Origin of the sequence: Nocardia uniformis NBRC 13702, assembly GCF_001613345.1 — a bacterium.
In the GTDB taxonomy this organism is placed as follows: Bacteria; Actinomycetota; Actinomycetes; order Mycobacteriales; family Mycobacteriaceae; genus Nocardia; species Nocardia uniformis.
Window position 1 is genome coordinate 56,091 of sequence record NZ_BDCE01000072.1, and the last position, 20,891, is coordinate 76,981.

Genomic DNA, 20,891 nt, shown 5'->3' on the forward strand with positions numbered 1-20,891 from the left:
GATGACCACTTCGACCTACGTGCCCAAGGGGCTCGGCAAATTCGCGCGCTTCTATCGCCGCCGCGGCCTGATCCTGCGCCGGGTGGAGAATCTCGGCTTCGTCCTCGCCTTCGTCTGGCAGGTGCTGTCGTCGATTCCCTTGACGCTCAAGCGCTATCGCGACGAGACCATGCGGGCGATTACCAATATGACCTGGGGTCGCGGGTCCATCATCGTGGGTGGCGGCACCGTGCCCATGATGATCGTGCTCGGTCTGGTCATGGGCGCGTCGGTGGCCGTGGAGTCCTACGCCACCCTGGACATGCTCGGTATGGGGCCGGTGACCGGGCTGGTGTCGGCGTACGCGACCACCCGTGAGCTCGCGCCCATCGCGGCCGCCATCGGTTTCGCGGCGCAGGCCGGATGCCGGATGACCGCCGAGATCGGCTCCATGCGGATTTCCGAAGAAATCGATGCGATCGAGTCTTTGGGGCTGCGGTCGGTGCCGTTCGTGGTGACCACCCGCGTGCTGGCGGGTGCGGTCGCGATCATTCCGACCTTCCTGATCGCGCTGATCCTGTCGTATCTGTCCTGCCGCGGCTTGATCACGCTGGTGCACGGCTCTGCGGCGGGCGTCTACGACCATTACTTCTTCCAGTTCGTCACCGGCTTCGACGTGATCGCGGCGGTGATCAAGGTGGCGATCTTCGCGACCGTGGTCATTCTCATCCACTGCTACTACGGGTTCTTCGCCTCCGGCGGCCCGGAGGGTGTGGGTATCGCGTCCGGTAGGGCGGTGCGGGCCAGCTCCGTGGCGATTGTCGCCATCGACATGGTGCTCTCGCTCATGCTGTGGGGCTTCAACTCGGCGATTACGTTCACGGGGTAGGGGATGCCGAATTACGGAATGCCGGGCGTCGCGGTCGACCGCGGCCGGGCGATGAAAGTGGGAGCCATCGCGGTGGCGGTGGTGCTGGCCGTGACGGCGGTCTGGTACGGACTTCGCACCGTGCGCTCGGAGGAGGGCATCCGCATCTCGCTGCACACCGAGCAGATCGGTGACGGTGTGCTGGAGGGCACACAGGTGCGGATGAACGGTGTGCTGGTGGGCAAGGTCGTCGAGATCGACCCCGCCGAGCGCGGCACCCAGCGAATCACCTTGCAGCTCGACGATTCCCGGTTGTTCGGGCTGGACGACAGCATGCTGGTGGATTACGCGCCGCAGAACCTGTTCGGTATCAGCGAGCTCGAACTGCGCCACGGTTCCGGCGGTGCGCCGCTACGCACCGGTGCGCTGATCGACCTGACCGGTAAGAATTCCGACGCCGTCTACGACGCCACCATGGGTTCGCTGCTACGCAGTGTCTCCACGGTCGGCGGCTCGGTGCTGACCCCGCAGATGGCCAGCGCCATCGCGCAGGCGGCGGCCGATGTGGAGGCGTTCACGCCGCTGGCGCAGGCCCTGATCACCGCCGCGCGGACGGTGGCCGACAACCAGAAGATGCCGCCGTCGGAGCTGTTGGGCGCGCTGGGGCCGGCCTTCGAAGGTGGCGGCCAGTTCGCTGGCGCGGCAGTCGAGGTGGTGGATGTGATCCGCAGTATTCAACGCCTGCAACAGGATCGACCGGCCTACGACGAGGGCGTCGACCTGGTGGTGAACAAACTGCTGCCGACACTGTCGGAGACATTGGGGCAGGCCGGAACTCAGCTGTCGGGGACCACCGATGTGCTGGCCGGAATCCTCGCGGTGCTCGCGCAGATGGTGCCCGCACCGCAGCAGACCGCCTCGGATCTGACCGAGTTGTTGCAGCGGTTGCGTTCCGCCATGCCGGATACCGGCAATGGTCCGGTGCTGAATGTCGAAGTGGATCTGCGCGGCGTACCCGCCGTGGCGGTGCCGCTACTGGGTGCGGGAGGTGGCCGATGAAGGTTCAGGCCGCGGCTTGGCGGCTGGGTGTATTCGCGGTGGTGATCGTCGCCGTACTGGCACTGGTGATCACGCTGATCGAACGACCCGTCTCCGGCAATACCGAAGCGCACGACGCGCTGTTCACCGACGCCAATGGCTTGAAGGTCGGCGATGACGTGCGCATGTACGGCGTGCAGGTCGGCAAGGTCAAGAGTATCGATCTGGACGGCACCTGGGCGCGAGTTCGGTTGACCGTCACAGACGATGCGCCGATCTACGACAACAGCACCCTCGCCATTCGCTACCAGAATCTGACCGGGCAGCGCTACATCGACCTGCAGCAGCAGCCGGTACCGGCCGCGCGCGTCGCGGCCGATGCCACCATCGGTGTCGAACAGACCGTGCCGTCCTTCGATGTGACCAGCCTGTTCAACGGCTTGAAGCCGGTGCTGCAAACCATTTCTCCGGAAGCGGTGAACCAATTCAGCGCCAGCATGGTCGCTTTGATCGAGGGTGATGGCGGCGGAGTCGGCCCGGCCATGGATGCCATCGGCAAACTCGCCTCCTACGTGGACAATCGCCAGCAGGTGATCGGCACCCTCATCCGCAATATGTCGGAGCTGTCGGACCGGGTCGGCGGCCGGGTGCACCACCTGGTGCCACTGTTGGCCCGGCTCACCGACATTTTCGAATCGCTGCGCGCCAATATCGGTGGGCTGGCGCAATTCGCGGTCACCGCGCCCTCGGTCCTCGGGCCCGTCGACTCGCTGCTGCGCACACTGGGGCTGGCCGAGGGCAGCGATGTGGACGCGCTGATCCAGCGACTGTTCCCCGATCCGGAGGAGGCCGTCGCGGTCTTCGGCAAGCTGCCCGCCGTACTGGCCGCCGCCGATGCCGCGCTACCGTCGCCGTCGGGCTGGAAGCCACAGTGCAGTAGGGGAACCGCGGAGATGCCCGGCGTGCTCCAGGTGCTCATCTCGGGACAGCAGGTGGTCCTGTGCAACAGCTGAAATTGCCCCGCTTCCTGGTTCGCGACGACCGGGTCATCGACGACGGCACCCGCAAGAAGCGGGAATTGCGGCGCGGCATTATCGGATCGGTACTGCTCGCGATCTGTCTGCTGGCCGCCGGTGCGCTGTATGTGGTGCCATTCGGAAAAGCCACCTACACAGTGGAATTGACCGAAGCGCAATCGGTGAAGGCCGGTGACGATGTGCGTATCGCCGGTATCTCGGTGGGAGAGGTGAAATCCCTCGAGCTGAAGCCGGACCGGGTGGTAATGCGTTTCACCGTCAACTCCAATGTGTTCGTCGGTGATCAGACCTCCCTGGATATCCGCATGCTCACCGTGGTGGGCGGCCACTATGTGGCGATGTTCCCGGCGGGGGACGAACCGCTGGGCGACACCGCGATTCCGACCGATCGCGTCCGGCTGCCCTACAGCCTCGTTCAGACGTTCCAGGACGCGGCCGCACCGCTACAGCAGATCGACGGCGATAGCCTGCACCGCAATCTGACCGCTCTCGGCAGCTCCCTCGAAGCCGCGCCGGATACCCTGCGAACCAGCCTCGCCACCGTCGGCAGCTATGTGGACGCCCTGAATCGGCAGCGCGACCAGGTATCCAATGCCATTGCCGTGGCCGATGAGTACGTGGGCATGTACGACGGCGCGAAATCCGATCTGGGCCGATTGATGGACAATGCCAACCTGCTGGTCACGGTGCTGCTGGATAAGCACACCGAAATGGCCGAGGCCATCCGGCTGCTCAGCGATGTGCTGGGTCGGGTGGCGGTGCTGGGGCCGGTGTGGAACGACCAGCTGAAGACCAAGATCACCGACGCGGTCACCACCCTGCGGTCGCTGAGCGGGCAGTTCCAGCCGGTACTCAGCTCCGCGCAGAGCCTGCAGGAGAAGTTGTCGCAGTTGACGATTCCCGAGGGCGGGGTGGGTGTCGACCAGTCCGGGCAGACCATTACCGCGCCGAGCGCCGTCTGTGTGCCATTGCCCGGGAAGGACTGCTGATGTTCAAGCGCATGCTCGGATCGCAGGCTTTCATGTCCATTGCCGGTGCGGTGGTGGTCGTGATTGTGGCGGTGGTCGGCTATTTCGTAATGTTCGACCCGATGAAGAAGACGGTGGCCTACACCGCGATCATGCCGGACGCCGTCGGACTGTACGCGGGCAATAAGGTCACCATGCGCGGAATCACGGTCGGCACGGTCGATTCCGTCGAGCCTCGCGGTGGCAAGGTGACGGTCGGCTTCTCGGTGGATGCCCGGTATCCGGTGTACGCCGACGCCGCCGCCACCACTGTGGCGGATTCCATTGTGGCCGACCGCAATCTGGCCGTGCTCTCCAGCGGCAAGGAGCGCGCGGTGTGGGATCCCGCGAAGCCCATTACCAAGACGCTCACCCCGAAGAGCATTACCGAAACCCTGACCGCGCTCGCCGATCTGTCTGCCGAACTCCAGCAGGCCGATGCCCCCGACGCTTTGGGTAGCGGTCTGGCCGCACTGGATGCGGCGACCCAGGGGACCGGGCAGGAGATCAACGACATCGTGCACCGGCTCGGGTCCGCCATGTCCGCGCCCGACGCCGATATCGGTCATCTGGTGGGTATTTTCGACTCCTTCGCCTCGGTGGCGGAAAAGGTCGAGGCGCACTGGGGCGATCTGCGCAGCATGCTGCTGCGCCTCGCGCCGGCGTTGAACAGCGCGAGTACCGAATTGATCGGCCCCGGTGCCGTTTTGATCGACCGCCTGGGCGCGGTGCTGCCCATGATCAATGACCTGATCGTGCTCGCCGGTGATCCGATTATGGACGCGCTCAATGACTCGTTGCCGCTGGTGCGATTGCTGCGCGCCAATGTCGGCTCACTGTCGGAGATCGTGCTGAAGATGCCGGTGATCGCCACTACGGCACAGGCGATTACCGATCCCAATGGGGGTATCGCCTACGGATCACCGCGGGTGGCGCTGTCCGCACCGGAGGCCGACCAGGTGTGCGCAGCGCTCGAGGCGGTGTCGCCCGGACAGTGCCCGGGCGCCGAGGGCGGCATGGTCGATGTTCCTCTGGTTCAGCTGATGCTGGGAATGGCGGGTGCGCGATGAGGTCGAAGGTGTTGCGCCGCACCGGCGTTGCCGTACTCGCAGCCACGCTGCTGATCGGTGTCGGCGGCTGTGGATTCGATCCGTCCGCGGTGCCGATGCCCGGTACCACGGTGTCGGGATCGACCTACAAGATCCATATCGAATTCGACAATGTGCTGAACCTGCCCGCCAAGGCCAAGGTGATCGCCAATGGGGCACTGGTCGGCACGGTGGACGGGGTCCGCGTGGTGGATGCCGCCCGTGCCCCCGCCGGACGCGGCGGTTTCGTAGTGGTGGACGCCGATATCTCCACCTCGGTGCAACTGCCCGCCACCACCGTGGCCGAGTTGCGGCAGAACACCGTGCTCGGCGATATCCACCTGGCGCTCACCACGCCGCCCGACGGTTTCGGCACCCTGCTGGGCGACGGCGGCACCATTCCCATCGACCGGACCGCGCCGCCGGTCCAACTCGAGGACACCATGGCGGCTCTGGCCGCGTTCACCCAGGGCGGTGCGATCAATCAGTTGCAGGACATGATCCATCGGTTCAATGCGGTACTGCCGCAGGATCCCAAGGAGACCCAGCGCATCGCGCAGGTCATGGCCGCCGATGCGGTCGATCTGGCCGCCAATCTGGATCAGGTGGATCTGCTGCTCAATGGTCTCGGCACCAATGCCCAGGTGCTCCACGACAAAGCGGACTTCCTGGACCACGAGCTGACCCAGGAGTCGGTCGATCAGATGAACGGTATCGCGCACTCCATCGACGGGGTGGCGGGGCTGTTCACCGCGCTCGGTCAGCTGGGTAGCTCGCTCACCTGGTTGGCTCCGGTCGCCTCGTCCGGTGACGCCGCCGCGAAAGCTTTCGTGCCGCTGGCGGTTTCGGGCAGTCCGCTGGATCTGTCCGCACCCGGCAATCTCAATACCCTCATCGCGCTCCTGCGAGACAAGATCATTCCATTCTTCGAGCAGGGGGCGAAGGTGAATATCACCGATGTACAGGTGGATTCGGTCTCCAGGGACGATCAGGTGGATCGCATGGTTTCCACGCTGCGCATGATCGGAGCGGTGCGATGAAGTGGGGATCGATCGCGTCACTGACCGGAATCGCGGTGGTCACCGTGGTCGGCGCGAGCTATCTGACCTTCGGTGTGGTGCGCGCCGACCCGTGGGCCGAATTCACGCACGCCTCCATGGTGCTGCCGAATTCCGGTTCGCTGGAGGTGGGTTCGCCGATTCTGCTGACCGGCATCGAGGTCGGCGAGGTGACCTCGGTGCAGGGCGTCGCGGCGGGCGTGGAGGTCGGCTTCCGGCTTGACGCCGATCGACAGGTGCCCAGCGACAGCACCGTTGTCATCGAGCATCTCTCGGCGCTCGGCGAGCCATATGTGGAGTTCCGGCCCAACGGCGGCGGCGGACCGTATCTCACCGACGGGCAACGACTGGACGCGTCCACGGTGCGGCCGCCACTATCCATTCCCGAGGTGGCCCGGCTGGTCACCCAGACCATGAACCAGCTCGATCCAGCGGTCGTCGGTTCACTGGTGGACACCGTCGGCAAGGCGTTCATCGGGACCGACTCCGCCATGCCGCCGCTACAGCGGGCCGGTGATCTGCTCGCCGCGGCCATTATGAGCCGCGAGCCCAAGATCGCGTCGCTGCTGAACAGCTTCCAGGCCACCGCCGCGGATATGGACGGCATGGGCGAAGCCACCGGCGCGGCCGCACCGGCCTTCGTGGAGTTCTCGCACGCGCTGACCGAGCTGACCGAAGCGGTCGGTAGACTCGTCGACGGCCGACCCGGCCCGCAGGACTACCTCGCGGAGGGCGGATTGGCCTCCTTCCTGGCACGGCTCGACGACTGGTTGCAGCAGGCCGGACCCGAATTGAAAACTCTCGCACCCACCCTGCGACCGCTGGCCGACGCCGCGCGCAGTACGGGACCTCGGATCGATATCAGCAGTCTGATTTCGCAGGCACTCGCCGATACCGGCGACGGTGCCGTGCGGGTGCGGGTCAACGTCAAGTAGTCCAGTAATAGAGGAGGAAGCGGATGTCGAACGACACCGAACCGAAGCGGGTAGTCGACGCGGAGGCCGCTGCTGCCTCCGTCGAGCTGGGTAAGGGCGGTACCGACACCGCCGCGACCGTTCCGAGCGCGGCCGATGCCCCGGCGAGCCCCGGTCCCGCCGCCCGCAAGACCGTTTCGCTGCCCCTGTCCACCCTGGTGGCGGCCGTGGTCGCGGTTCTGATGATCGGCGCGACCGTGGTCACCACCGGCCTGTGGCTCAATGCCCGCGGCGAGCTCTCCGACCGCGACGCCAAGGCCGCCGCCGAACAGCACGCCGAACAGGTCGCCACCGATTACGCCCTCGGTGCGTCGAATATCAACTTCGCCGACCTGCCCGCCTGGCAGAGCCGCCTCAAGGCCAACACCACGCCGAAGCTGAGCAACCAGTTCGATGCCGCCGGACCGAAGCTCTCCGAGGCCCTGACCGTCCTGAAGTGGACCTCCAGCGCCACCCCGGTGGCCGCCAAGGTGATCACCCGCGACGGCGACGCCTACGTGGTCGATGTCTTTCTCGACGTCACCAGCACCAATGCCCAGAACCCGCAGGGCGTGAAGACCACCGTCACCTACACCGTCACCGTCAACCCCGACGGCTGGCAGGTCGCGGACGTCGGCGGTATGGACCTGACCCTGCCCAAGCGCTAGGCACCTGGTCGGAAGTTCCGGCCGCAACCCCCGCCATAGCCCCTCGTCATTCCGGCGTGCTTTTGGCCGGAATCCACACCTCCGCCGTGGTGGATTCCTGGCCGAAGACATGCCGGGATGACGGGGGCTGCGCCGCACCCGTGCGTGAACCTCAGTAATTCAGCGGGCTGATCCGCGCCAGGGTCCGGGCCGAGCCGTCCACCTCGAGCTGGATATCCAACCCGGTGTCGGCGCGCCGGGTTCGGATCACGACGTCATCGGCACCCATGACCGCGCCGACATGTTCGACAATCGCGCGGTACGGCGCTGTCCCCAGCTCGGGATGCAGGGCGAGCCCCTCCTCGACCGCCTCCCAGTGCACCGCGTTATTGACATGTCCCAACCGGTCGACATCGGTGACACGCAGCTGGAAGGACCGCCCTGCGCCGTCGGCGGCGGGTGAGATGGGTTGCAGCGCCGCCTGCCATCGCAGCCGGTGCTCGGTCGTCACCGCGAGCATCGGTGCCATGAACCGGTCGCTCATTCGGGCCGGGCGGGCCGCCTCGGGATCGATATTGATGAGGAACTGTTCGGCCTCGATCAGGCCCCCTCGCTCGCTGTCGATCTGTATACGCGCGTTGAACCAGCGATTCGACATGGCGGAGGGCCACCGGCGCAGGGTGACGCGGTCGCCGAACTCGATCGGGCGCACCACATCGATTACCGTGCGCCGCACCAGCCAGGCCAGGTGCAGATGGCCTTCCTCGGCGGCCTCGAGCTGTTCATAACCGATATCCATGGCATATCGTGCGATGGCGTCGAGCCGCAGTCGTTCCTGTCCGTCGGTATCGCCGAGCCGGACCGGCCAGCTCACCGTGTACGCCGCGGGGGCGTCCGGGCAGGGTGGCAGCGGAAATGCGATACCGGACTGCTGAATAGTGCTGTTTGCCGTGCCCATCAGCGATTTCCCTTCGTCGGTGGCGGTGGTCGGCGGCAGTGGAAGGCCCTGCCGCGCCATCCAACCACGGCAGCGGCGCATCTCCGGGACGCGGAAACTCCGCTGCCCGGTATCATCGGCCGCCAGGTCATAACCGTGGAGGAGAGTCATGTCCGCGAATCCAACTGCCGCCGAACTGCTGTCGACCGTCGAGGCGTCGCCGAAAGCGGTCGCCGCGCATGACAAGGCGGCCTGGGTGGACCTGTTCGCCGATGGGGCGAGCGTCGAGGACCCGGTGGGGTCGCGGCCGCATGTGGGGCGTTCGGCCATCGACCGGTTCTACGACACCTTTATCGCGCCCAATGACATCGCTTTTCGGATCGAACACGATGTGGTCTGCGGGATGACCGTTTTTCGCGATCTCTCCATCGAGACGACCATGTCGACCGGCGTCATGCTGCCGGTGCCCATGCATTTGCGCTACGACATCACCGATATCGACGGGGTGCTGAAAATCCGTGCGTTGCGGGCACATTGGGAACTGCCGGGCATGATCGCCCAGCTGATGGGTGCGGGGACCGCGGGCCTGCTGGCCGGAATGAAGTTGGGGCCGCAGCTGATCGGGAATCAGGGGGTCGGCGGCGCGCTCGGGTTCATGCGGGCGATGGGTACCGTCGGTGCGCGCGGGAAGAAGGCGGCGGGGGCGTTGCTGGATGCGGCCGCACGCGGTGACGCGGCGGGGGTGCGGGCGGTGCTGGCGCCGGTCGCGCGGCTGGAATGGCCTGTGGGCGATGCCATGTCGGTGGAGGACTTCGTCACGCGCGCCGCGCGACTGCGCTGGAGCAAACCCATTGCGGCGGGTCGCACCGTAACCGCGACGGTCGAATCCCGCGATGCTCGCGGCATCGCACAGCTCGACTTCACCGATCGCGGCCACCGCATCCAGGCGGCACGGATCTTCCTGCCGAGCTGACTATCGTTCGAACCCGACGATATCGGCGACCGCATCGGACTGACTGAACGTACTGCCCCCGGCGGCCCCGACTACTTTGCCGTGCACCGAGATCAGCCACTGTCCGCATACGCAGCGCAGATAGCGGACGCCGCGGTGTGCCGATACGGCGGTGGCGGGTGAGGGCCAGGAGCAGGAGGGGCAGTTCACCCTGCCAATCCTTATCCGGAAAACATCCAGCAAAGATCAACGACACGCAGGCATGCGCGAACCGTGTTGGTAAAACCCATCGTTTGACCTTGCTATGCGCGCTGGCCACGATTTCCACTGCGCCGCACCGCCGTCGGCGTCGCATGCCACCAGCGGCGTGCGCAGCGTGTGAAAGTCGCCTGTTCCGACAGTCCGATCAGTGAGGCCACCTGACTCATCGGCATATCGGTGGTGGTCAGGTAGCGCCGCGCCTCCTCGCGTCGCGCCTCATCGAGAATGGTGGCGAAGGAGGTGCCCTCCGCGGCCAACCGTCGTTGCAGGGTGCGCGGATGCACCGTCAAAAGGCGTGCCACCGCGCCTATTTCGGGGGCGGCGGTGCCGAGTAGGCGTTGTACCGCGGCCCGAACCCGGGGCGCGACCTCCGCATTCTCTCCGCCGGTCAGCTCGGCCAGGAAGGCCATGGCCAGCCGATGCAGATTCTCATCGCCACCCGAAAGCGGCCGGGTGGCAAGGCTGCTCGGTACCCGGAGCAGGGCGGCCGGGCGTTCGACCCGCACCGGCGCACCGAAGAATTCCTCGTAGACCGATAGTGGCGCGGCTGGTCGATACGGCAGCTCCACCGAACGCAATCCGTATCGCACCTCCGCGAGTCGTTGCAGGATCGTGTGGTGCACGAATGCCAATCCCAGATCGGTGCCCTGCACCGGATTCGGTATCCCGGGCGGTCCGCCGTACCGCAGCGCGATCACACTGCGATCGCCGTAGGGGTCCGGCTCCAAGGTGAGGCTCAGCGCGCGGGCGTGGACGAACAGGTAGCGCGAGGTGCACTCGAGGACGTCGGCGAGGGTGGGGGAGTTGGCGATGGCCAGCGCCAGTGGACCCAGCATGGCCAGGTCTTGGCGGCGGGAAATGCGCAATCCCAGATCGGGGCAGCGCAATCGGTGTGCGGCCAGCTCCAGTACCGCCGCCACCTCGAAGTCCGATACCAGGAGGTCGTCGGTATCGAGTGCGGCCACCGGCAGGCCGCAGGCAGTGGCGAATTCCTCGGCATTGCCACCGAGCTCCGCCACGGTGGCACGGAAGCCGCGCAGTCCCGCGGATCTGATCACCGACATGTCGTACAGAATCAAATACTTGTCGTGCAGAGTCAAGAAGGATGGCTGGGGCGGCGACAGACTGGAGTTCATGAGCGAGCGGGAGATCGGCACGGCCGAGCGGGTTGAGCATCTCGATGTCGTGATCGTCGGCGCGGGACTTTCCGGTATCGGCGCCGCCTACCGACTACAGACCGAGCATCCGGGCCGCAGCTACGCTGTCCTCGAGGCCCGCGACTCCCTCGGCGGTACCTGGGATCTGTTCCGCTACCCGGGTATTCGCTCCGACTCCGATATGTTCACCCTCGGCTACCCCTTCAAGCCGTGGCGCGACGCCAAATCCATTGCCGACGGCCCGTCCATTCTGCGGTACATCTGTGCGACGGCCACCGAGAACGGCATCGACCGACACATTCGCTTCGGCACCAAAGTCATTGCCGCCGAATGGGACAGCACCACCGCGCGCTGGACACTCACGCTGACGCAACGCACCGGAACCGGTGTCGAAACACGCAACCTCACCTGTGGTTTCCTGTACTCCTGCTCCGGTTACTACGACTACGACCGCGGCCACAGTCCCGAGTTCCCGGGTATCGACTCCTTCGGTGGGCAGGTCGTGCACCCGCAGTTCTGGCCGGAGCAGCTCGACTACACCGGTAAGAAGGTCGTGGTGATCGGTAGTGGCGCGACCGCCGTCACCCTGGTTCCAGCCATGGCCGAACAGGCCGAGAGCGTCACCATGTTGCAGCGCACTCCCACCTGGATCTCCGCTGTGCCCGGCCGCGACAAGATCGCCGATCGCATTCGCGAAACGCTGCCGCAGAAACTGGCGCACCGGGTGATCCGCACCAAGAACATTCTGTTCAATATCGGCTTCTACCAGTACTGCCGTCGGCGTCCGGAGGCCGCGCGCAAACTACTCACCGGGCTGACCACACGAATCCTGAAGGACGAGAAGCAGGTAGCCGAACACTTCACGCCCAGCTATAACCCATGGGATCAGCGCCTGTGCGCGGTACCCGATGCAGACTTCTTCAAAGCCATGCGCAAGGGTAAGGCCGAGGTGGTCACCGATCACATCGAAACCTTTGTACCCGAAGGTATTCGACTGAAATCGGGGCGGGTGTTGGCGGCCGATATCGTGGTCACCGCCACCGGACTGCAATTGCTCGCCTTCGGTGGTATCGATCTGCACGTCGACGGTGTGCCGGTGCGGCTGAACGACCAATTCGTCTGGCAGGGCACCATGCTCACGGGCGTCCCCAATTTCGCGGTCTGCATCGGCTACACCAATGCCTCGTGGACCCTGCGCGCCGACCTCACCTCTCGCCTGGTCTGCAAGATCCTGGGTTATATGGACCGCAACGGCTATCCGGCCGTCGTCCCCCAGCCCGACCGCGACCTCTCCGAACGTCCGCTGCTCGATCTGGCATCGGGTTATATCCAGCGCTCCATCGGTGACTTCCCGCGCCAGGGTGACCGCCATCCGTGGACGGTCCGGCAGAACTATCTGCTCGACTCGGTTACCACCATGCGCACCGACCTGAGGAAGTCCCTGCGTCCGCTGCCGATACGACAGTTCGAACGGGTGTGAAGCGGGGTTATCCCTTGCCAGAGGTATGTGTGGCGTGTGCCACATATGGGCGTCGTAAATCGCTCCCCGTCATCCCGGCGTGCTTTGGCCGGGATCCACTACACATCAGAGGTGGATTCCGGCCAAAAGCACGCCGGAATGACGAAGGTCGCCGCCCCCGCTATTCCGACAGCGGGTGCTGGAATCCGCGCGGTTTTGGCGCGCCCCATGTGACACGCCGGAAGTAGCCGCCCACTCCGCGAGCAGCCGGTTTGCCATACCCACTCGCCGTGTCATGCTGGCGAAATCGAATCGTGGGGAATCGATCGGTGAATTGAGGGAGTGGGTAAATGGCATTTCAAGGCCGGTACTTGTCACCCGCGCCGAACCTGGAACCGCCCTTGCGGCCGTGCTGCGCACACGCGCTGCCGGTACCGCACGCACCGCCCCCGTGCCGGAACCGGGTGGCACGCAATGACTCCGAGCGGGTGGGGACCGTCGCACCGCGACTTCCGGCGCGTGGCGCCCATCCCGAGATTGCCCCGATCGATGTCGAAGTGTGCGCGGGTGCACGAAAATTCGCGTGGCGGACAGCGCAGGTCGCCCTCGAGGTGCTCGACGGTCGTCGCCCGCCCGCGCAACTCGCCACGATCGCGGATGCCGCGGTGGTGGCAGCGGTGCGAACCTTGGTCGGTGCCCGGCTGGTTCCGGGGCGCGAACTCGGTGCGGCGGTACTGACCAGGATCGATGTGGTGATGGTTGATTCGACGAGGGCCGAGGTATGTGGCGGATACGATCGCGGCCCCCGGCATTTCGCCCTGGCCGCCGGGATTACGCGCGGCCGTCGCGGTTGGCGAATGACCGTATTCCGGGTGCGCTGACTGGTTCGTTTCAGCGCGGATCGAGCCCGACCCAGCGGCCGGTAATAGCCGAATTGCCTGACAGTCGCTAATTCGATTCGTGGCTGGTTTGAATTCTGTCTGTCACGGGCATAATATTTTCGCCGATAAGCGGCATCAAAACGTGAAAGGGCAGTCCATGGCGAAGAAAGTCACTGTGACCCTGGTCGACGACTACGACGGCGAATCCAAGGCCGACGAAACCGTCTTTTTCTCGCTGGACGGTATGGACTACGAGATCGACCTGTCGCTGAAGAACGCCGGCAAGCTGCGCGGGGCGCTGGAGCCGTGGACCGAGAAGGCCCGCAAGGTCGGTCGGGCCAAGCGGAAGGCCGTGGGCGGTAAGACCCGTCCGGCGGTCGACCGTGAGGAGAGCACAGCGATCCGGGAATGGGCGCGCGCTCAGGGACATCAGGTGTCGTCGCGTGGACGCATCCCGGCGGAAATCGTCGAGGCGTACCACAAGGCGAAGTAGAAACGGGACCGTAATTCGGGACTAATGAATTTCGGCAGGCGCCGGTGAACCGCTCAGCGGTCACCGGCGCCTGCTATATGCCACATATGGCGTCGATGGTTCAACAGCAATCTCGCCGTGCCCGCCCGCCGCGTTTGCCCATAGGCCGGTAAAACCGGTAGGCAGGCATTCAACGATTCCCTGATTCGCCGCAATGCGGGCGAGGACAGTGCCGTCCCGTACCCGATGGGCAACGTCGACTCGGCCGACCGGTAGCTCGTCCGGAGCCGAATCTTGTCCGGATCAGACCGAGACGCGATCGGGAAGTGTTGCGGTGGTGGCGAATTGGGTGGTGCCGGCGAGCGGTTCCCACTGCGGTGTCGCGCGCAACTCGGTGCGGGCGCGCTCGAGTAGCCGCCGCGCTCGTTCCGCATGAGCCACGGCCGCATCGTGGTCGCCGAGGGCGACGGCCAGGCTCGCGAGGACCGCGTCCAGCGGACCGTAGGCGCTGATTCCGGCCTCCAGCCCGACAATGGTGCCCGCGTGCGGCAGCAGGTACTCGTACATTTCCCGAATGGTGTCGTCATCGTCGAATTGAATGGCGGACGCGCCACGAAAGACCGACATCATGACCGGATAGATACCCTCGCGCGGCGGTTTCGCCTGGTCGTACACCTGGCGTGCCAGTTCACGTTTACCGGCGTGCACCAGGGCGACGGAATAGATGTGCGCCATCAGATCGGGTAGTGCGGCATAGGCTTCCGCGATCTGGTCCACCATCCCCGATAGGTCCCCGCGTGCCCAGCCCACCGTGAGACCGCCTATCAACCCGGATAGAACGGCATTGGTCATCCCGGAACGCCGTATGCGAGCGTGGAATTCAGCGAAGAGCTCTTCGGCCCGGTCGATATCGCCGCGCAGTAGCTCGATATTCGCGGACGCGCAGCAGGCGATATCGAGCAGCGGCTGTAGTTGGCCCTCGTCGGCGTATTCGATGGCGAGGGTCGCCTGTCGGTCGGCCTCGAGCAGATCACCGGCGGCGAAGGCGCTGCGGAAGCGCAGATGGTGGGCCACCGCCTGATATTCGATGAATCCCGCTGTCTCCGAGACCGTCGCGAGTTCGGTGCACAGGGCGGTATGTTCGGCGCCGTAGTCGAAGTCCAAATAGGTCGCGACATTGATGGCGGCGCAGAGCAACTCGGGATCACCCTGGGTGCGGGCAAGTTCCAGTGCCTCGCGACTCCAGCGCAGGTGGGCCTCCCGATCCTGCACATCGATTTCGAACGCCGCCGCGATCATCAGTCGAATGCGCATCTCGCCGGTCGTGGTCGCCAGCACCCGCCGCAGCGCCTCGTGGAACGGTCGATTGTGTTCTCGCCAATCGCGAATCGGCCAGATCACCGGCGCACGCCAACAGGTCAGCGCCTGCGCCACCAGCTGGTCGTCACCTATGCGCTCGGCCAGGTCGAGAGCCTCGTCGCGGGCCAGCAGGCCGTCGCGTTGCCGCCCGTTGTAGGCCAGCGCGGTGACCAGTGCGCAGCGCGCGTCGAGCAGTGCGACGCGGTCGCTGTGCTCGGCATGCGGCCGGTCGTGCCCGGCCAGTTCGTGCAGTTCGATGGCTGACCGGACCAGTCGTACCGCATCGGCGCGCATACCGCGATCCATGCAGTGCCGGGCGGCGGTCTGGACATATTCGATTGCGTGCCTAGCGGTCTCGGCGCTCGCACCGAGAATGGCGTGCCGGGCCAGTGCCTCCGGATCCGGCGGCATTCCGGTATTGGTCAGCGCTTGCTTCTCCAGAATCTCCAACGCCGACCAGTGCATGCGCACGCGCCGCAGTGAGGGGATGCCGAAGTAGACGGTGTCCTGAATCAAGGAGTGGTCGAAGGTGATACGTCCCGCACGGTCGGTGCGCACCAGCCCGGCCGTCTCCGCCGCGGCCACCAAATCGATGAGCGAGTCCTCGGGCAGACCGGAGACCAGACTGAGCAATAGCAGCTCGACCCCGTCGCCCCAGATCGAAATGGATTGCAGCACTTCGGTGACGCCCCAGGGCAGCAGCGCGATCCGGCTGTCGATGAGTTCCCGAATGGATTCGGGGACGGTGGTCGAGCTGCCGTCGGCCGCCAGCAGCCGGGCCATCTCCCGGACGTACAGGGGGTTGCCGCCGGTGCGCCGGTACAGCGCATCGAGTTGCTCATCGTCGAGCGTCGGCAGTCCGGCGGCCAGTGCCGCCGCCCGCGTGCCCGCCCGGTCCAGGCCACCGAGCTCCAGCCAGGCGGCGGTGTGCTGGGCCAGCGCCGCAGCGGTGGAATGGGTTCCGGGATCGGCCTCCGAGCGGCGCAGGGTGGCCACGATCAGTACCGGTTCGTCGCGCAGCCAGTTGGCCACCTGCCGCAGGACCTGCAGCGTCGCGGTATCGGCGCGGTGCAGGTCTTCGAGCAGTAGTGCGACCGGCGCTCCGGCGTGACCGCACAGCGCGGTAACCGTGCGCGAAAGCGTGAATGGGTCGGCGGCGGTAAGTGTTTCGGGGGTGGTGCCGGGGTCGAGCGCGGTCACGATCTCCGACCACACCCAGGCCATCGGTGCACCGTCCACTTCCGGGCAGCCCCCGGCCGCGACCCGCCAGCCGGCGCTCTTCAGCCGTGCCACAGCCGATTCCGCGAAGGCGGTTTTGCCGATTCCGGCCTCACCGGCCACCCAGACCAGCCGCAGCCGTCCGCCACGCGCGGCCTCGGCGACACCGAGTAGTTCCGTCAGCTCCGCGGAATAGCCTGTGCTGGAATCGGATCCGAGGTCGTGGGTTTCGTCGCCGCCTCGAGAATCGAACGTGGTGGGCGCGACGATCGGGAGTCCGCCGGGTTTTGTCAGATCCGTGGAATGGTTGAGTATCGCGGTTTCCAGACCCCGCAGTGCCGGACCGGGATCGACGCCGAATTCCTCGGCGAGGAATTCGCGGCACCGTCGGATCGTCGCCAGTGCTTCCAATTGTTGGCCGAGTTGATACTGGGCCAGGGCGAGCAGTCTGACGATTTCCTCGCGCCCGGGTCGTTCGTCGAACAGCTGCCGCAATTCGATGACCACATCGCCGGGCCGCTGTAGGTCCAGTTTTGCCTGGGCGTCGAGTTCGGCGGCGGTCAATCGCAGATCGGTGAGCCGATTCGCTTCGGCGGCAGCCCATTCGGTATCGGAGAATGCTTCCAGGGCCGGACCGTGCCAGCAGGCCAGGGCGTTTTCCAGGAGGTGGCTGCGTTCGGTGGGATCGGCGCGCTGGTCGCCGTCGCCACGAAGTTCCTGATGGGCGCGCAGCAGTTCCTCGAAATGCCAGGCGTCCACGGCTTCCGGTGGCAGATCGAGGGCGTAGCCGTTCGATTCCGAGACGATGAATCGGGAGGGGGCGCGGCGAGGGCGGTCGGGTTCGAAGAGTCGGCGCAGATTGTGGATATGGACCTGGAGCACGGTGGCCGCCTTGGGGGGCGGCTGCCCGGCCCACAGATCCTCGATCAGGCGGTCGGTACCGACGGCCTGGCCGCGGGCCACGATAAGGCGTCCCAGGACCGCACGCTGCATCGGAGTGCCGAGCGGTACCTCGTGTCCGTCGATGGACATGTGCAGGGGACCGAGCACCCTCACGTGTGGTCCTGCCATCGATACTCTCCTCGCGCGGCCAGGCGGACTGGTCGTTCGCCTCAAAAGAGCACTATCATCCCACAAATCGAAGATGCCAAAAGTATGCTGAACAGTTGCCGAATGGTTACGTCTGTTCAAAACGGCGGAAATCGTGGCAAAACCGACCGTGATCAGCGCTGATCGACTGGAATGCCGATACTAGCGCCATATACGATCGTTCGCTCACCAAACGATTGCTCGAGTAATCACGTAGACACGTGTGCATCCATGTCGCATCGGGGCCTGGTCGACATTTCCCGCCAGGCCAGGGGCTATGACGGGGGTCACACGTTCGGAAATTTGTGAAATGATGCGTAGCGTGCGCGAATCGTTAATTCGCAACGCATTCTTTCCGTGACTCGCCCTGCAATCCGATTGGAAGTGAATCGGAAGATCGCTGCAGAATAATTCCAACGGGAAGTATTCAGAGGAGGTCGTAGCGAATGTTGACTCGATTCGAGTGGCTGTCAGGGGGCGAAGTGATCAGGGATGAGGCAATGCCCATGGTGGAGCCCGAGATCGCGGGTTTCTATCTGGACCGAGACGGCGATATCTGGGAGCGACGCAGCGACGGCTGGCGGCTGATTCTGCAGCGCGGCGTCGCTGTCGACCCCAACTCGCTCTGGGACTGGACCGAGGGCCACGTGCGCGACTATGGGCCGTTCGCCCTGGTGCACGGCGACGCCTACGCCGCCCGCATGGCGGCCGTGGCCTTCCCGACCGCACGACCGACCGGCGAACGGTAGTTACGGCGATCAGGCGAAAGTCGGGGGTCCCGGGCGCTAGCTCATAGGTAGAGCTGCGCCGCGAGACCGGCGAGCGCGCCGCCGAGCAGTGGGCCGAGTACCGGGACCCAGGCATAGGACCAGTCGGGGTTCTTCCGGTGCCGGACGGGCTTTTCGGGCCGTTCGTGCTTACCGGCGACGCCCACGGTGAGGTTCGCGGACACGGTCCCCGGGAGCACCGCCGCGGAATGCTGGGTGGGCAGCAGCGCGTAGGCGATGCGGGGGCCGAGGTCGCGGGCGGGATTGATGGCGTAACCGGTGGGCCCGCCGAGTGATGCGCCGATACCGACCACCAGGAGGGCGGCGGCCAGCGGCCCGAGGCCGCTGGGGGTCCGGCCGAAAGCGACAATGACGAAGACCAGGACGAAGGTGGCGATGACCTCGGTGACGAAGTTCCAGGTGTAGGAGCGAATGGCGGGCACGGTGGCGAAGACACCGAGCTTCTTCTCCTCATCGGTCTCGGCGTCGAAGTGTCGCTTGTAGGCGAGGTAGGCCAGGCATGCGCCCAGGAACGCGCCGACCAACTCGCCGCTGAGATAGGCGAGGGTATTGGTGAGGTTCACGGGGATGCCGGGTGCGTATTCCTCGACTCCGGCGAAGAGGTTGCCGATGGTGACCGCCGGATTGAGGTGGCCGCCGGTCTTGTAGGCGGCGTAGACGCCCGCGAAGACGCCGAGTCCCCAGCCGAAGTTGATCAGTAGCCAGCCGCCTTCGAAGCCTTTCGACTTGGCGAGCAACACATTAGCGACCACGCCCGCGCCCAGTAGAACCAGGATGCCGGTACCTAGGGCTTCGCTGACGAATATGGTCCCGAAGTTCATTTGAAGCCTCCGATCCGCGTGGGGGCGCGATGCGCCCCCAACCCGAATCAGACTCTACGGTTTTGAATTAGCAAACTTGTGGAAACACACGGGCGACGGGCCGGTTTCAGGTCAGCCGACCGCCACCAGGCGGGCGGCATTGGCGGCCTCGTCATCGCCGGCCGCATTGGCGGCCAGCTCCGCGTGGACGCGGTCGTAGTAGCGGTTGATCTCCGCATCGGTGCGATCCGCATCCCAGCCGACGTACGGCGCGACGAGTTTGCCGATGGCCGCCGCGGCTTCCAGTCCGCGGTCGGACACCTCGATGGAAATTCGGGTGCGACGGGTCAGGATGTCGTCGAGATGCAGTGCGCCCTCATGGGTGGCCGAGTAGACGGCCTCGGCCGCGATGTAGTCGGGAGCACCCGGAATCGGTTGGCGCAGTTCGGGATCGCGGGCGATCAGCTCGAATAGGTCATTGGCGGTGGAGCCGTAGCGACGAAGCAGGTGTTCGACGCGTTCCACGGGCAGGCCGGAATCGTTCGCCACGCCCGGGATGTCATCCAACATCTCCTGGTATCCGGCCGCACCCAGCAGCGGCAGGTGCTCGGTCACCGAGGGGGCGACTCCGCTGCCCAGACCTGCCACGGCGGCATTCACCACATCGGCGGCCATGACGCGGTAGGTGGTGTACTTGCCACCCGCGATGACGAACAGACCCGGTACCGGCTCGGCCACCGCGTGCTCACGGGACAGCTTCGAGGTATCCGACGACGCACCCGACAGCAGCGGGCGCAGGCCCGCGTAGGTGCCGACGATGTCGTCCTGGGTGAGCGGTTCCTTCAGCAGCGTATTGACGTGATCGAGGATGTACCGCACATCGGCGCGGGTGGCCGAGGGGTGGTTCTTGTCGAGGGACCAATCGGTATCGGTGGTGCCGATAATCCAGTGCTGCTCCCAGGGAATCACGAACAGCACACTCTTCTCGGTGCGCATGATGATGCCGGTACTCATATCGAGCCGTTCGCGCGGAACCATGATGTGCACGCCCTTGGACATGCGCACGTGGAACGGGAAGTCCACGCCGGTCATCTTGTTCATCTCGTCGGTCCATACGCCGGTCGCGCTGATAACACTGCGGGCACGCACATTGTGTTCCCGGCCGGTCTCCAAATCCATAACGGTGGCACCGATTACGCGCTTTCCCTCGCGCAGCAGCCCGGTCACCCTGGTGCGGGTGAGGACGGTCGCGCCGTGCTTGGCGGCGGTGCGGGCCAGCATCATGACGTAGCGGGCGTCGTCGACCTGGGCGTCGTAGTAGCGGATCGCCCCGGTCATGGCGTCATCCTTGAGCGCCGGAGCCAATTCCAGTGCGCCGGTGCGGGACAGGTGCTTGTGCATGGGTACCGCGCGGGCGCCGCCGAGGGTGTCGTACAGGGCTACGCCCGCGCCGATGTAGGCGCGCTCCCAGATACGGTGCTGTAGCGGGAACAGGAACGAGACCGGATGCACCAGGTGCGGTGCGATCGTATTCAGCAGCAGGCCACGCTCTTTCAGCGCCTCGCGCACCAGCGCGAAATCGAGCTGCTCGAGGTAGCGCAGGCCACCGTGGATGAGTTTGCTGGAGCGGCTGGAGGTTCCGGCCGCCCAGTCGCGGGCCTCGACGAGGGTGACATTCAGGCCGCGCGCGGCGGCGTCGAGTGCCGCGCCGGCGCCGACAATACCGCCACCGACCACGAGGACATCGATCTCGGTGTCCTCGAGGTGTGCGATGGCATCTTCTCGGTAGGCGCGATCCAATCGTGCGGACACTGGCATCTCCTTGTTCGAAGGGTTTGAGCGT

At 65.6% G+C, this 20,891-nt stretch carries 19 protein-coding genes; 13 read left to right on the plus strand and 6 right to left on the minus strand.

The annotated features are described in order from the left end of the window. Position 1 precedes the first annotated feature (1 nt). From NU1_RS26870 to NU1_RS26905, 8 genes are read left to right on the plus strand one after another with little or no spacing between them, the layout of a single operon-like run. On the plus strand, positions 2 to 868 hold the full coding sequence (locus tag NU1_RS26870; protein ID WP_067525579.1) for an ABC transporter permease: 867 nt from the start codon (positions 2 to 4) through the stop codon (positions 866 to 868). A 3-nt stretch (positions 869 to 871) separates the two neighbouring features. Further along, on the plus strand, positions 872 to 1,906 hold the full coding sequence (locus tag NU1_RS26875; protein WP_067525581.1) for an MlaD family protein: 1,035 nt from the start codon (positions 872 to 874) through the stop codon (positions 1,904 to 1,906). Continuing rightward, complete coding sequence (locus tag NU1_RS26880) at positions 1,903 to 2,898, plus strand: MlaD family protein (RefSeq protein ID WP_067525583.1); 996 nt, start codon at positions 1,903 to 1,905, stop codon at positions 2,896 to 2,898. The genes NU1_RS26875 and NU1_RS26880 overlap by 4 nt, the downstream gene beginning before the upstream one ends. Then, the gene (locus NU1_RS26885; protein ID WP_084521835.1) at positions 2,886 to 3,911 is read left to right on the plus strand and encodes an MlaD family protein; all 1,026 of its coding nucleotides are present in this window, start codon (positions 2,886 to 2,888) and stop codon (positions 3,909 to 3,911) included. The genes NU1_RS26880 and NU1_RS26885 overlap by 13 nt, the downstream gene beginning before the upstream one ends. Then, positions 3,911 to 4,999: an MlaD family protein gene (locus tag NU1_RS26890; RefSeq protein WP_067525585.1), complete on the plus strand. Its 1,089-nt coding sequence runs from the start codon at positions 3,911 to 3,913 to the stop codon at positions 4,997 to 4,999. Before NU1_RS26885 ends, NU1_RS26890 begins: the two co-directional genes overlap by 1 nt. Further along, a complete protein-coding gene (locus NU1_RS26895; protein WP_067525587.1) occupies positions 4,996 to 6,057 on the plus strand; it encodes an MlaD family protein in 1,062 nt (353 codons plus the stop codon). The genes NU1_RS26890 and NU1_RS26895 overlap by 4 nt, the downstream gene beginning before the upstream one ends. Beyond that, positions 6,054 to 7,010 carry an MlaD family protein gene (locus NU1_RS26900; RefSeq protein WP_067525589.1) on the plus strand — a complete coding sequence of 319 codons (957 nt, stop codon included), beginning with the start codon at positions 6,054 to 6,056 and terminating at the stop codon, positions 7,008 to 7,010. The genes NU1_RS26895 and NU1_RS26900 overlap by 4 nt, the downstream gene beginning before the upstream one ends. Before the next feature lie 23 nt (positions 7,011 to 7,033). After that, positions 7,034 to 7,696: a hypothetical protein gene (locus NU1_RS26905; RefSeq protein ID WP_084521836.1), complete on the plus strand. Its 663-nt coding sequence runs from the start codon at positions 7,034 to 7,036 to the stop codon at positions 7,694 to 7,696. Positions 7,697 to 7,847: 151 nt separating this feature from the next. Here NU1_RS26905 and NU1_RS26910 read toward each other — a convergent pair whose 3' ends face one another. Continuing rightward, positions 7,848 to 8,783 carry an acyl-[acyl-carrier-protein] thioesterase gene (locus tag NU1_RS26910; protein WP_245720325.1) on the minus strand — a complete coding sequence of 312 codons (936 nt, stop codon included), beginning with the start codon at positions 8,781 to 8,783 and terminating at the stop codon, positions 7,848 to 7,850. Between NU1_RS26910 and NU1_RS26915 the strand changes: the two genes are divergently transcribed. Further along, on the plus strand, positions 8,782 to 9,585 hold the full coding sequence (locus NU1_RS26915; protein WP_067525591.1) for a nuclear transport factor 2 family protein: 804 nt from the start codon (positions 8,782 to 8,784) through the stop codon (positions 9,583 to 9,585). The two genes, NU1_RS26910 and NU1_RS26915, sit on opposite strands and share 2 nt — an antisense overlap. Here NU1_RS26915 and NU1_RS26920 read toward each other — a convergent pair whose 3' ends face one another. Together NU1_RS26920 and NU1_RS26925 are read right to left on the minus strand one after the other, a co-directional pair. Continuing rightward, positions 9,586 to 9,774: a hypothetical protein gene (locus tag NU1_RS26920; protein WP_245720326.1), complete on the minus strand. Its 189-nt coding sequence runs from the start codon at positions 9,772 to 9,774 to the stop codon at positions 9,586 to 9,588. Positions 9,775 to 9,866: 92 nt separating this feature from the next. After that, on the minus strand, positions 9,867 to 10,889 hold the full coding sequence (locus tag NU1_RS26925; RefSeq protein ID WP_067525780.1) for an AraC family transcriptional regulator: 1,023 nt from the start codon (positions 10,887 to 10,889) through the stop codon (positions 9,867 to 9,869). Positions 10,890 to 10,959: 70 nt separating this feature from the next. Between NU1_RS26925 and NU1_RS26930 the strand changes: the two genes are divergently transcribed. The 3 genes from NU1_RS26930 (at position 10,960) to NU1_RS26940 (ending at position 13,815) form a co-directional block, all read left to right on the plus strand. Next, on the plus strand, positions 10,960 to 12,462 hold the full coding sequence (locus tag NU1_RS26930) for a flavin-containing monooxygenase (RefSeq protein WP_067525595.1): 1,503 nt from the start codon (positions 10,960 to 10,962) through the stop codon (positions 12,460 to 12,462). 329 nt (positions 12,463 to 12,791) lie between these two features. After that, on the plus strand, positions 12,792 to 13,322 hold the full coding sequence (locus NU1_RS26935; protein ID WP_157553079.1) for an Rv3235 family protein: 531 nt from the start codon (positions 12,792 to 12,794) through the stop codon (positions 13,320 to 13,322). A gap of 157 nt (positions 13,323 to 13,479) precedes the next feature. Next, positions 13,480 to 13,815: a histone-like nucleoid-structuring protein Lsr2 gene (locus NU1_RS26940; RefSeq protein WP_067525599.1), complete on the plus strand. Its 336-nt coding sequence runs from the start codon at positions 13,480 to 13,482 to the stop codon at positions 13,813 to 13,815. A 282-nt stretch (positions 13,816 to 14,097) separates the two neighbouring features. On the opposite strand, the gene NU1_RS26945 is transcribed toward NU1_RS26940, so the two are convergent. Next, positions 14,098 to 17,442, minus strand: a complete 3,345-nt coding sequence (locus NU1_RS26945) for an ATP-binding protein (protein WP_084521837.1) — start codon at positions 17,440 to 17,442, stop codon at positions 14,098 to 14,100. A gap of 518 nt (positions 17,443 to 17,960) precedes the next feature. Here NU1_RS26945 and NU1_RS26950 point away from each other — a divergent pair. Then, positions 17,961 to 18,209: a hypothetical protein gene (locus tag NU1_RS26950; RefSeq protein WP_157553082.1), complete on the plus strand. Its 249-nt coding sequence runs from the start codon at positions 17,961 to 17,963 to the stop codon at positions 18,207 to 18,209. Positions 18,210 to 18,250: 41 nt separating this feature from the next. Here the strand turns inward: NU1_RS26950 and NU1_RS26955 are convergent, their stop codons facing one another. Then, a complete protein-coding gene (locus tag NU1_RS26955) occupies positions 18,251 to 19,069 on the minus strand; it encodes an MIP/aquaporin family protein (RefSeq protein WP_067525605.1) in 819 nt (272 codons plus the stop codon). 111 nt (positions 19,070 to 19,180) lie between these two features. Continuing rightward, a complete protein-coding gene (gene glpD / locus NU1_RS26960; protein ID WP_067525607.1) occupies positions 19,181 to 20,866 on the minus strand; it encodes a glycerol-3-phosphate dehydrogenase in 1,686 nt (561 codons plus the stop codon). Positions 20,867 to 20,891: the final 25 nt, after the last annotated feature.

Excerpts from the sequence above, each read along its gene's own strand:
- NU1_RS26940 (WP_067525599.1), top strand. The coding sequence starts at position 13,480 with ATGGCGAAGAAAGTCACTGTGACCCTGGTCGACGACTACGACGGCGAA.
- NU1_RS26910 (WP_245720325.1), bottom strand. The coding sequence starts at position 8,783 with ATGACTCTCCTCCACGGTTATGACCTGGCGGCCGATGATACCGGGCAG.
- NU1_RS26880 (WP_067525583.1), top strand. The coding sequence starts at position 1,903 with ATGAAGGTTCAGGCCGCGGCTTGGCGGCTGGGTGTATTCGCGGTGGTG.
- glpD (WP_067525607.1), bottom strand. The coding sequence starts at position 20,866 with ATGCCAGTGTCCGCACGATTGGATCGCGCCTACCGAGAAGATGCCATC.
- NU1_RS26875 (WP_067525581.1), top strand. The coding sequence starts at position 872 with ATGCCGAATTACGGAATGCCGGGCGTCGCGGTCGACCGCGGCCGGGCG.
- NU1_RS26870 (WP_067525579.1), top strand. The coding sequence starts at position 2 with ATGACCACTTCGACCTACGTGCCCAAGGGGCTCGGCAAATTCGCGCGC.
- NU1_RS26905 (WP_084521836.1), top strand. The coding sequence starts at position 7,034 with ATGTCGAACGACACCGAACCGAAGCGGGTAGTCGACGCGGAGGCCGCT.
- NU1_RS26950 (WP_157553082.1), top strand. The coding sequence starts at position 17,961 with ATGCCCATGGTGGAGCCCGAGATCGCGGGTTTCTATCTGGACCGAGAC.
- NU1_RS26955 (WP_067525605.1), bottom strand. The coding sequence starts at position 19,069 with ATGAACTTCGGGACCATATTCGTCAGCGAAGCCCTAGGTACCGGCATC.
- NU1_RS26895 (WP_067525587.1), top strand. The coding sequence starts at position 4,996 with ATGAGGTCGAAGGTGTTGCGCCGCACCGGCGTTGCCGTACTCGCAGCC.
- NU1_RS26945 (WP_084521837.1), bottom strand. The coding sequence starts at position 17,442 with ATGGCAGGACCACACGTGAGGGTGCTCGGTCCCCTGCACATGTCCATC.
- NU1_RS26930 (WP_067525595.1), top strand. The coding sequence starts at position 10,960 with ATGAGCGAGCGGGAGATCGGCACGGCCGAGCGGGTTGAGCATCTCGAT.
- NU1_RS26900 (WP_067525589.1), top strand. The coding sequence starts at position 6,054 with ATGAAGTGGGGATCGATCGCGTCACTGACCGGAATCGCGGTGGTCACC.
- NU1_RS26925 (WP_067525780.1), bottom strand. The coding sequence starts at position 10,889 with ATGTCGGTGATCAGATCCGCGGGACTGCGCGGCTTCCGTGCCACCGTG.
- NU1_RS26935 (WP_157553079.1), top strand. The coding sequence starts at position 12,792 with ATGGCATTTCAAGGCCGGTACTTGTCACCCGCGCCGAACCTGGAACCG.
- NU1_RS26890 (WP_067525585.1), top strand. The coding sequence starts at position 3,911 with ATGTTCAAGCGCATGCTCGGATCGCAGGCTTTCATGTCCATTGCCGGT.
- NU1_RS26915 (WP_067525591.1), top strand. The coding sequence starts at position 8,782 with ATGTCCGCGAATCCAACTGCCGCCGAACTGCTGTCGACCGTCGAGGCG.